This is a genomic window from Hyphomonas sp. KY3 (assembly GCF_017309975.1).
Classification (GTDB): domain Bacteria; phylum Pseudomonadota; class Alphaproteobacteria; order Caulobacterales; family Hyphomonadaceae; genus Hyphomonas.
Map to the genome: position 1 here is coordinate 251,812 of NZ_CP022271.1, position 11,494 is coordinate 263,305.

Sequence of the window (11,494 nt, forward strand, 5' to 3'; positions counted from 1 at the left end):
ATGACTTCATTGCGAAAGATAGCCATTGCCGGTGCCGGCATTGGGGGACTGGCCGCGGCAGCCCTGCTTGCCCAAGCCGGCCATGACGTCACCGTCTATGACCAGTTCGATGCGCCAGGACCTGTCGGGTCTGGCCTGATCCTGCAAGAAACGGGGTTGACGATATTGGGCGAGCTCGGCTTGCGTGAGCGAGCCGAAACGCTGGGCGCGCCTATTCGGCGCCTGCATGGCCAGGCGGTCAATTCCGGGCGCACCGTGTTGGATGTCCGATATGATGCCATCCGGCCCAGCCTTCGGGGCATATCCATCCAGCGTCCCGTCCTGTTTGACCTGGTGTATCAAGCAGCCAGAGAGGCAGGCGCGAATATTGTCCCGTCCACACGGATCATCGCGGCTCAGGCCGTGGGAGGTTACCTGACCACAGGGGACGGAAAGACGTTGGGGCCGTTTGATCTTGTGGTTGATGCACTCGGTGTGCGCTCCCCGCTCTCATCTCGTCCGCGCAGCCAGCTCGCATATGGCGCGCTCTGGGCAACCCTTCCGTGGCAGGAGGGACATGGGTTTGAGCGGAACGCCTTGGCACAACGCTACCGGCAGGCCCGTCAGATGGCGGGGGTTATGCCATCAGGCCGCTCAGAAGAAGAGGGCGTGGACACGCTCACCTATTTCTGGTCCATCCGAACGGATCAGTATCAGGCATGGAAGCAGGCTCCCTTGTCAGCTTGGAAAGCAGAGGCGGTCGCGCTCTGGCCGGAAACGGCTGTCTTCCTGGACCAGTTGAAGAGCCACGCTCAGCTAACCTATGCAGAATATGACCATCGCACACACGCCCCTGCCGTAAACCAGCGGCTGGTGCACATCGGCGACAGCTGGCATGCGGCCAGCCCGCAACTGGGCCAGGGGGCCAACATGGCCTTGCTTGATGCTTATGCGCTGTCGCGGGCATTGTGCGTCCACGACGATCTGGACAGACAATTGCGCCACTACACTTCAATGCGTTCAGGGCACGTCAGAATGTTCCAGACTATGAGCTGGCTTTTCACGCCGGTCTACCAGTCCGATTCCACGATACTTGCATGGTTACGCGATTGGCTGGCGGCCCCGATCAGCAAGATACCGCCCGCACCGAAAGTGCTCGCCGCCATGGTGTCGGGCGGAATGGGCAGGCCGCTCAACAGGCTTGGGCTCAAGGCTGGCGATGTATCATTCACTGCCGAGTGATTTGAGGCGGTACAGCAAGTCAAGCGCTTCACGCGGTGTCAGGGAATCCGGGTCAATCTGTTGCAGCAACAGGTCGGATTCTGATGGCCCAATTATCTGATCTGCATTCTCCTCGTCCGTGATCGGCGCAAGAGATGCGGCAGCAAAGAGGGGCAGGTTTTCGGGCGCGTCAGGTTCAGCCTCAAGCTGCTTCAGGATTTGCGCCGCCCGTTTGACGGCCTTCTTTGGAAGGCCTGCAAGCTTGGCCACTTGTACGCCGTAAGACTTGTCCGCCGGCCCGGCCTGAACTTCATGCAGGAAGACAAGGTCATCTTTCCATTCCTTGGCGCGGAGCGAAGCATTGGCCGCACCGGGCAAGTCCTCAACCAGTTTGGTCAGCTCATGATAGTGAGTGGCAAACAGGGCCCGGGCCTTGTTGACCGAATGAAGGTGCTCGACTGCCGCCCAGGCGATGGCGAGACCGTCCCAGGTTGATGTGCCCCGGCCGACCTCGTCCATGATGACGAAACTGCGCTCCGTAGCCTGATTAAGAATGGCGGCGGTCTCAACCATTTCCACCATGAAGGTGGATCGCCCGCGTGCCAGATCGTCGGACGCGCCGACGCGCGAAAAGATCCGATCGACCAAGCCCAATGTCAGGGATCGCGCAGGCACGAAGAGCCCTGCTTGCGCCAAGATAACGGCCAGCGCGGCTTGTCTTAGATAGGTGGACTTACCGGCCATGTTCGGACCAGTCACGAGCAGGAGGCGCGTTCCGAAATCGCCCTCGGCACTTAGTCCCAGGTCGTTGGCGGTAAATCCCTTGCCATCTTTCTTGAGCGCAGCTTCGACCACCGGGTGGCGCAGCCCCGTGGCGTAAAATGTGGTGTCTTCTGTCAGTACGGGTCTGATCGCGTCGACCTCAAACGCCCATTCTGCTGAGGCTGCCGCGACATCGAGGTCCGCAATGGCGCCTGCAGTGCGGGATAGAGGCGAGTTTAGTGCATCGATTCGCTCACAAAACCCTTCGAAGACGGACATTTCACGCGCTTTTGCTTCGTCTTCTGCGCGGGAGATCCTGCCCGCGAGTTCAGAAAGTTCCTGCGTAGAGAAGCGCACATTGCTGGCCAGGGTCTGACGATGGATGAAGGTTTCGGACAGAGGCGGCTTCATCAACGGGTCGCCATAGCGGGCCGGGACATCGACGAAATAGCCAAGCACATTGTTGAACTTGATCTTCAACGCAGTGATGCCGGTTTCGTCAGCGTAGCGAGCCTGTAGCGCAGCGATGATCTGGCGGCTGTCATCGCGCAGGCCACGGGCTTCATCGAGCGCCTCGTCCCAGCCGGGTGCAACGAACCCGCCATCGCGGGCGAGTGTGGGTGGGTTTTCCGAAAGTGCTGTCTCCAAATCCCGCGCGAGTGTGGCGAAGTCTTTGTCCTTGCCCAGGTCGAGTGCGGCAACAGCCTCATCGATTTTGTGCGGCAGGCCCGCAGAGCTGGCTGTCAGTTGGCTTGCCGCTTCATGTGCGGCAGTCAGTGCGAGCCCGATCGCGGCGAGGTCGCGCGGCCCACCCCGACCGAGGCGCAACCGTGTCCGCGCACGTTCCAGATCCGGCGCAGCCTTCAAGCTGGCACGGACGGATTCCACCGCGTCGCGATCATCCGCAAACCAAGCCACAGCGTCATACCGCGCATCAATCTCCACCCGGTCGACACAGGGACGCGAAAGACGCGAGGCCAGAAGCCGCGCGCCCGGTGCGGTGACGGTCCGGTCGATTGTGCCCAGCAGGGATCCGTCGCGGTCGCCGCGCATGGATCGGTCGATCTCCAGGCTCGTGCGGGTTGCTGGATCAATCGCTAGATAGCCCTCTGCGCGTGCTCGAATGGGTGGGTCCAATCGGATGTCGCTGCCTGCTTGGGTGAGCTTCACGTAATCCAGCAATAGGCCGATTGCTGCGAGTTCTGCGCGGCCGAAGTCGCCGAGCGCTTCCAGCGCAGCGATTCCGAATGTTTCTTTGAGAAGGGCTTCGCCTGATTTGTACGTCGCGCTGCGGGCGGGCCGGAAGGTCACTGGTGCGGTGGAGAGCGCAGTCGCATTTGCGATGGCAGGTTTGTCGATATCGCCCTCGGACACCAACAGTTCAGACAATGGATAAGCCATCAGGCTGTCAGCAAGCGTGTTCGCTGCGAGCGCGGAGACATCAAATCGTCCGGTGGAGACATCGCAGACGGCGATGGCCGCTTCGGTTCCGCCGCCTCCTATGGCAATCGCGGCTAGCGCCTGATCCTGATTAGCGGGCAGCAGGGCGTCTTCGGTCAGCGTTCCGGGCGTAACAATGCGGACGATGTCCCGGTTTACGATGGATTTTGATCCGCGCTTCTTGGCCTCTGCGGGGCTCTCTGTCTGCTCGCAAACGGCAACCCGGCATCCGGCCTTGATCAGGCGCGCCAGATAACCCTCGGCGGCATGATAGGGCACGCCTGCCATGGGGATGGGTTTGCCTTCATACTCACCTCGTGACGTCAGCGTTATGCCGAGCACTTTCGAGGCCTGAACCGCGTCTTCGAAGAACAGTTCGTAAAAGTCGCCCATCCGGAAGAAGAGCATGGCATCTTCATGACGTGCCTTGATAGACAGGTATTGCGCCATGAACGGGCTTGGCGCAGGAGTGGGTTTCGAGGGAGCAGAAGTATCGGCCATGGGCGGGGACGCTATCGTCAGTGCCGGAGATTCGCAAAGCCTCGCACCAGCTTGCGCGCGACAAAGTGATCATATCGCACCGAATGGCCCGTTTTACGGTTGGCATGGCTTTCGCACCGGCCTAGTTTGCCGCCTCAATTGAAACTTTTTGCAAAACGGATTTGCCGCGCGATGACCACTAAACGGCCGAGCTTCACAGACCAGGAAGCCCTCGATTTTCACTCGCAGCCACACGCCGGCAAGATCTCCATGGCGCCGACCAAGCCTATGGGTACGCAGCGTGACCTGTCTTTGGCCTATAGTCCCGGCGTTGCGGTGCCCGTGCTTGCCATCGCGGAAGACGAAGACCGGGCCTACGATTATACCGCCAAGGGCAATCTGGTCGCGGTCATTTCCAACGGTACTGCCATCCTCGGCCTCGGCAATCTTGGGCCGATGGCGTCCAAACCGGTGATGGAAGGCAAGTCTGTCCTGTTCAAACGGTTTGCCGATATCGACAGTTTCGACGTCGAGGTCAGCACGACAGACGTCGAAGAATTCATCATGACGGTCCGGAACATCGGTTCCACGTGGGGCGGCATCAACCTGGAAGATATCTCGTCTCCGGACTGTTTCATCATCGAGAGCCGTCTGCGCGAAGACCTCGACATTCCGGTGTTTCATGATGACCAGCACGGCACGGCGATTATTGCCGCGGCCGGCCTTATCAATGCCTGCCACATTACGGGTCGGGAACTGAAAGATCTGAAAGTCGCCGTCTCGGGGGCAGGGGCCGCCGGTCTTTCCTGTGCAGGACTGATTCGCCATCTCGGCGTGAAGCCTGAGAATATCCTGATGTGTGACTCCAGCGGCGTTGTCTATGAGGGACGCACCGAGAAGATGGACCAGTTCAAGTCCGCCTTTGCCGTCAAAACCACAAAGCGAACGCTCGCAGAAGCAATCGAAGGCGCTGACGTGCTGTTGGGCCTGTCCGCGAAGGGCGCTGTTTCGAAAGAGATGGTCAAGTCGATGGCCAAGGACCCGATCATCTTCGCCATGGCCAATCCTGATCCTGAAATCACGCCGGAAGATATCAAGTCGGTTCGTGATGATGCAATCATTGCCACCGGCCGGTCGGATTATCCCAATCAGGTCAACAATGTTCTGGGTTTCCCGTACATCTTCCGCGGCGCGCTGGACGTGCGTGCGCGTGGCATCAATGAAGAGATGAAAGTTGCAGCTGCACGGGCAATCGCTGAGCTGGCGCGCGAAGACGTGCCGGATGAAGTGGCGGCTGCATACCATGGCGCGCGCCCAAGCTTCGGGCGTGAATACATTATCCCAACCCCGTTTGATCCGCGCCTGATCAGCTTCATTCCGCCTTTCGTGGCGCAGGCCGCCATGGATACCGGCGTGGCTCGCAAACCGATTGATGACATGGAAGCCTACCGGCATTCGCTGGCCCGCCGCGCGGATCCGTCCGCTTCCTTCATTCAGGGGGTTCAGGCTCGCTGTAAGGAGCTGCAGCGCCGCATCGTGTTTGCTGAGGGTGAAGAGCCCGCCGTCGTTCGCGCCGCGTTCAGCTTCAAGAACCAGGGGCTTGGTCATCCGATCCTGATTGGTCGCGAGGCTCAGGTCGAGCGCGCCATGGAGCAGATGGGTATCCAGCCCGGTACACTTGAGATTCTAAATGCGCGCCTGTCTGACAACAATCCGGTCTACACGGACATGCTGTATGCTCGCCTCCAGCGCGACGGCTATTTGAAGCGGGATGCCCAGCGTCTCGTGAACCAGGACCGCAATGTCTTCGGCTGTTGCATGCTGAAGAATGGCGACGCTGATGGCATGGTCACGGGTGTGACCCGTAACTATGACGTCGCCTTGAACGACTCGCTGCTGGTGCTCGATCCGATACCGGGACAGGCCATAATTGGCATGTCGATGGTGATTAACCGGGGGCGGACGGTCTTCATCGCAGACACTAGCGTCACCGAGCTGCCGCAGGGCGAAGACCTAGCCAATATCGCCATAGAGGCCGCCCGAGGCGTCCGCTCACTTGGCTTCTCGCCGCGCGTGGCATTCCTGTCCTATTCGACCTTCGGCAACCCGATGGGCGAGCGCGGCGAAAAGGTGCGCGATGCCGTTGCCATCCTGGATGGCATGAAGGATATCGACTTCGAATATGAAGGTGACATGAGCGCGGATGTTGCGTTGAACACCAGCCACAAGCTGCTCTACCCATTCTCGCGCCTGACTGGTCCGGCAAATGTGTTGGTCATGCCAGCCATTCACGCCGCATCTATCTCGACCAAGCTTCTGGAATCGATGAGCCGCGCGACGGTGATTGGGCCAATGCTGCTGGGTCTAGAGAAGCCGGTACAGATTGCATCGCTCGGCGCAACGGTCGGTGACATTGTGAACCTCGCAACGATTGCGGCCTTTGATGTGGATCACGTGCACGGCGGCTAACGTCATCGTCACGAAATTCCCCAGCGTCAGGACTCGCAGGCGGCGAGTGGCTCACCTATAGTCATACCAAGCATATGGACCACAGGGAGGCCCGAACGGCATGAAGGAATACAAGCAGTTCTATATCGACGGTGCATGGGTTGATCCCGTTGAGCCGCGCACGTTGGAAATCGAGAACCCAGCCACTGAAGAAAACTTCGCGGTCATTTCGATTGGTTCCAAGGCCGATGTCGATAAGGCCGTTGCCGCAGCTCGGAAGGCTTTCCCGGCATTTTCGCAGACCAGCGTGGAATACCGCGCCGAGCTGCTCGAAAAGATCGCTGCAGGCATTCAGGCGCGTATGCCGGAAATGGCAGAAGCGATCTCGAACGAGATGGGCGCGCCGATGTGGCTTGCCAATGCGGCGCAAGTGCCTGCCGGTATGGGGCATTTTGCGACCACTGCAGCCATTCTGCGTGATTATCAGTTCGAGGAGCTGAAGGGTACGACGCTGCTTCGCAAGGAGCCAATCGGCGTTTGCGGATTCATCACGCCTTGGAACTGGCCGCTGAACCAGATCGCCTGCAAGGTTGCTCCGGCAATTGCTGCAGGGTGCACCATGGTGCTCAAGCCGTCCGAAATCGCGCCGCTCGACGCGATGATCCTGACGGAAATCATGCACGAGGCCGGTGTGCCGAAGGGCGTATTCAACCTCGTCAACGGAGATGGTCCGGGTGTCGGTTCGGCGCTGTCCTCACACCCTGACGTCGACATGATGAGCTTCACCGGTTCCACACGCGCAGGTGTGCTTGTGGCTCAGGCGGCTGCGCCGACCGTAAAGCGCGTCGCACAGGAACTCGGCGGCAAGAGCCCGAATATTATCCTGCCATCCGCAGACCTCGAGAAGGCTGTCGGTGGCGGCGTTATGCAGATGATGACGAATACGGGTCAGTCCTGTAACGCGCCATCGCGCATGTTCGTCCAGAAGGACCAACAGGACAAGGCGATTGCGATCGCAAAGGCAGCGGCTGAATCGGTGAAAGTGATGATGCCAGGTGAAGCCTCACCGGGCGCTATCGGTCCGATTTCGAACGGCAACCAGTACCAGAAGGTTCAGGATCTGATCGAGACCGGCATCAAGGAAGGCGCGACGCTGGTCGCCGGTGGACCAGGCCGTCCGGAAGGCTTCAACAAGGGCTATTTCGCGCGTCCAACCGTGTTTGCGAATGTCACCAATGACATGACCATTGCGCGTGAGGAAATCTTCGGGCCAGTGCTCGTCATGATCCCATATGAGGATGTGGATGACGCTGTCGAAATGGCCAATGACACAGTCTATGGCCTGGCAGGCTATGTGCAGGGCGCTGAAGATGAAGCCCGCAAAGTGGCCAACCGCATTCGTGCCGGTCAGATTCAGGTCAATGGTGCGCGGCCAGACTTCACGGCACCATTCGGTGGCTACGGCCAATCCGGCAACGGCCGGGAATGGGGCGAGCATGGCTTTGAGGAGTTTCTCGAAGTCAAGGCAGTCATGGGCTACAAGGCCGCCTAGTCGGTTTCACGGCTGAAAATATTATGGGGCGGCCTTCGGGTCGCCCTTTTTGTTTGCCTGATTGACATCGATCAGGCGGCTCTCTGAATTGTGAAGCCAATTCAACTAGTGTTCAGCTAACTTCCCCCATACATTACAGGAAACATCGCTTTGGAGGGTGATATTCCATGCCCAAATTCAAGCTTACAGGTGCAATCGCTGCCTTGGCCGTGCTCGGCGCCTGCGCGACCGCAACGCCATATCAGGCCGCTCTGGATGGCGATCGCGGCTATTCGGAAATGAAGATCGAGGACAATCGGTTCCAGGTCGAGTTTTCCGGAAACTCCCTGACAGATCGAAAGACCGTAGAGACCTATTTGCTCTACCGGGCTGCGGAGCTGACCCGACTGAACGGGTATGACCACTTCCGGGTCGTACGCCGCGACACAGATTCTGAAAGCCGCCTTGTGCCGGTTGGCGGAGGCTCGCCCTATTACGACCATTTCCACCTGAATTACAGATACTTCGGCCCTTATGCGGCCTACTATCATGACCCATTCCGTCGGTCTCGCTATTCTGCGTTTGGACCTTATGACGCTTATTGGGGCGGCCCACGGGAATACCGTGAGCGGACGAGCTATGTCGCGTCTGCAGAAATCCTTATGGGTAAGGGCGAAAAGCCCGCCGATGCCGCCTATTTTGATGCAGAGCAAGTTGTCTTCAATCTCAGCCCAAACATCATGAGACCGGAGCTGAAATAGTCCTCGACCCGCGAATTCGCATTGCAGCCCCGCCATTTGGCGGGGCTTTTTTCTGGTCTGGACACTGGCCATTCCTTTGCAGGAGGCCCAGATAGGGCCCTTGAGAATCTCAAGAAAGCCTGTCGAACCCATGCCGGACTCTGAAATGCCCGTTCCTGAGCCGCGCACCTTGCAAGGTGCCCATGGTCGACCTGTGCCGGGGCGCACGGAGATGGTCGTCATGGTTGCGGCGCTGATGGCGCTTAACGCGCTCGCCATTGACATCATGCTGCCTGCACTGGGTGAGATCGCGGATTCGATCGGTCTGACAGGTGCTTCCCCGGAGGATGCCAATCGTCAGCAGATGATTGTGTTTTCCTATGTATTGGGCTTCGGCGCGCCTCAACTCGTTTGGGGGCCGATCTCCGACCGCTTCGGTCGGCGCGTCCCCTTGTTCGTCGGATTGGTTGGTTACTCGCTGACTGCGCTACTCTGTATCGCGCTAAAGGATTTTCATGCGCTGCTTGCTGCGCGTTTCCTGCAGGGCGTTTTTGCTTCAGGCGCCCGGCTTGTGGCTGTTTCGGTCGTCCGTGATCTTTATGCAGGCCGGCGTATGGCGGGTTTCATGTCATTGGTCATGACCATTTTCATGGTTGTGCCCATGATCGCGCCTGCCATGGGTCAGCTGATCCTGTTCGTCGCCCCCTGGCAATGGATATTCGGCGTCCTTGCCTTGTTCGGCGGGCTTTTGCTTGCATGGACATGGTTGCGCTTGCCAGAAACCCTGGCGCCCGAGGCGCGCAATCCTCTGAATGTTTCGTCTGCCGCCAGCAGCTATATGGCAGTCATACGTAGTCGCATCACGTTCGGTTACATGTGCGCTTCCGGTGTCATATTCGGCGCATTGTTCTCATTTATCGGATCTTCAGAGCAGATCTTTCGGGATGTCTTCGGCCAGGAAGAAACATTCGCGTTCTGGTTTGCTGGTGTGGCAGGTGCGCTCGCATGCGCAAATCTGTTCAACTCCCGCGTGGTTGAGAGAATTGGCATGCGCCGCATCAGTCATGCCGCAATGGTGTTCTTCATCATCATGTCGACGTCGCTGGCGCTGGTGACGCATTTCTTCGGCGAGAGCCTGTTATGGTTTTTCCCGATGTTCGCGATGACATTTGCCTGTTTTGGCCTGATGGGTGCAAACTTCTCGGCACTCGCCATGGAGCCGTTGGGCAAGATTGCAGGCACGGCTTCCGCAGCTTACGGCTTCGCCACGACGACAGTTTCAAGCATTCTCGGAATTCTGATCGGAAGCTACTACAATGGCACGACGGTGCCGCTCGTTCTCGGGTTTGCGTGTCTTGGGGTGGGCTCGCTCGTGATCGTATTGATCACCGAGAAGGGCAAATTGTTCAGCTCTCGCTGAGCTTGGCTTGCCGGCGCTTTCGGGCGGCCGGTTCGCGAATGCGAGACAAGGGCCGAACCTGGCTTTCCAGATGCTCGATGATCAGGCCGGCGATGTCTTTGCCGCTGGCCGATTCGATGCCTTCGAGACCCGGCGAAGAGTTTACCTCCAGCACTTTGGGGCCTTTTTCGGTTTGCAGCAGGTCGACACCTGCGACGCGCAAGCCCAGCACTTTGGCGGCCTCCCGGGCCGTGTCGCGTTCGGTGCGGGACAGCCTGATGGTTGAGGCTGTTCCGCCGCGATGGAGGTTTGAGCGGAACTCGCCCTTCTGGGCCTGGCGCTTCATTGCGCCGACCACTTTGTTGCCGACGACGAACGCCCGAACATCGGTGCCTGCAGCTTCTTCGACGAATTCCTGTACCAGAAAGTTTGCTTCCAGACCCCGGAAGGCATCAATCAGGCTTTCCGCAGCCTTGCGGGTCTCGGCGAGCACGACGCCCTTGCCTTGCGTGGATGAGAGCAATTTCACCACCACAGGCGCGCCTCCCGCCAGCGAGATCAGATCCTTGGTGTCTTTCGGACTGTGCGCAAAGGCCGTGACCGGCATGTCGATCTTGGCGCGGGCAAGCAGTTGGTGCGCCATCAGCTTGTCGCGCGAATGGCCGATCGCACTGGCACTGTTCAAGCAGAATGCGCCGGTATTGGTGAACTGTCGCAGCACGGCCAAGCCGTAATCTGTAATCCCTGCCCCGATGCGCGGAATCACCGCGTCATAGCGGGGCAGTGCCTTGCCATCATAGTGGACTTGCGGATGTGTCGTGCCAATTTGCATGTAACAGCGTGCGGTATCGATGGCCTCGATCACGTGGCCTCGCTCCTGTGCCGCTTCGATGAGGCGCAAACTTGAATAATTCCGCGGCTCGCGCGTGAGCAACGCAATGCGCAATGGACGTTTGACGGGCTTCTTTTTTGGCAGGCCCGCATAGGCTGCAAAGTCGAGTTTCGGCTGAAGGAAAGACGCGTTTGCGTTGACGATCATGTCCGGCTGGATCGCGCCGCGGCCGAACAGCATGCGGTAGGTCATGCTCTCGCGATTGGTCAGCGTCAGCTGGATCGGCCAGCGGCGTCCGCCCATCTCGACATCGGTCTGGATCACATAACGCAGCTCGGTGTCCCCATTGGAGCTGGTCACGTCGCGGCGGTCTACAACCGGCGCGGAACATGTGATTTCCAAGCCCGGATCACTCGGGTCCGGTTGGATCAGGAAGCGCACCTGTGGTGCATCGGCAGGCCCGAATGGCTCAATGACGCTGGCGTGCAGTGCAGACGTGCGCGCGCCGGTATCCACCTTCGCCTTGATCGCGGGCAAGCCGAGATCGGGCAGAGTCAGCCACTCTTCCCAGCCGAGTTGGAACGGGTCTGATTGCGACATTATGAAAGCCTTCCTGCCAGTTCGCGCCCGATAAAGGTGAACCGGCAGGTATTCAATCTCTT

Annotated in this window: 7 protein-coding genes; 5 read left to right on the forward strand and 2 right to left on the reverse strand. The window is 59.1% G+C overall.

Going from position 1 to position 11,494, the window contains the following annotated elements; genetic code table 11:
• A complete protein-coding gene (locus tag CFA77_RS01345; protein ID WP_206991928.1) occupies positions 1-1,221 on the forward strand; it encodes an NAD(P)/FAD-dependent oxidoreductase in 1,221 nt (406 codons plus the stop codon).
• On the opposite strand, the gene mutS is transcribed toward CFA77_RS01345, so the two are convergent.
• The gene (mutS, locus tag CFA77_RS01350) at positions 1,204-3,903 is read right to left on the reverse strand and encodes a DNA mismatch repair protein MutS (RefSeq protein WP_206991929.1); all 2,700 of its coding nucleotides are present in this window, start codon (positions 3,901-3,903) and stop codon (positions 1,204-1,206) included. The genes CFA77_RS01345 and mutS overlap by 18 nt on opposite strands.
• A gap of 171 nt (positions 3,904-4,074) precedes the next feature.
• Here mutS and CFA77_RS17235 point away from each other — a divergent pair, with 171 nt between their 5' ends.
• The 4 genes from CFA77_RS17235 to CFA77_RS01370 all read left to right on the forward strand — a co-directional run bounded on the left by CFA77_RS17235 (position 4,075) and on the right by CFA77_RS01370 (position 10,021).
• Positions 4,075-6,351, forward strand: coding sequence for an NADP-dependent malic enzyme (locus tag CFA77_RS17235; protein WP_034817619.1), 2,277 nt, complete (start codon positions 4,075-4,077; stop codon positions 6,349-6,351).
• A gap of 100 nt (positions 6,352-6,451) precedes the next feature.
• The gene (locus CFA77_RS01360; protein WP_206991930.1) at positions 6,452-7,882 is read left to right on the forward strand and encodes an aldehyde dehydrogenase family protein; all 1,431 of its coding nucleotides are present in this window, start codon (positions 6,452-6,454) and stop codon (positions 7,880-7,882) included.
• A 167-nt stretch (positions 7,883-8,049) separates the two neighbouring features.
• Entirely contained in the window at positions 8,050-8,622 is a 573-nt protein-coding gene (locus CFA77_RS01365; protein ID WP_034817622.1) for a hypothetical protein, read from the forward strand.
• 130 nt (positions 8,623-8,752) lie between these two features.
• Positions 8,753-10,021 carry a multidrug effflux MFS transporter gene (locus CFA77_RS01370; RefSeq protein WP_242517444.1) on the forward strand — a complete coding sequence of 423 codons (1,269 nt, stop codon included), beginning with the start codon at positions 8,753-8,755 and terminating at the stop codon, positions 10,019-10,021.
• Here CFA77_RS01370 and rimK read toward each other — a convergent pair.
• Complete coding sequence (gene rimK / locus CFA77_RS01375) at positions 10,008-11,432, reverse strand: 30S ribosomal protein S6--L-glutamate ligase (protein ID WP_034817624.1); 1,425 nt, start codon at positions 11,430-11,432, stop codon at positions 10,008-10,010. The genes CFA77_RS01370 and rimK overlap by 14 nt on opposite strands.
• Positions 11,433-11,494 lie beyond the last annotated feature (62 nt).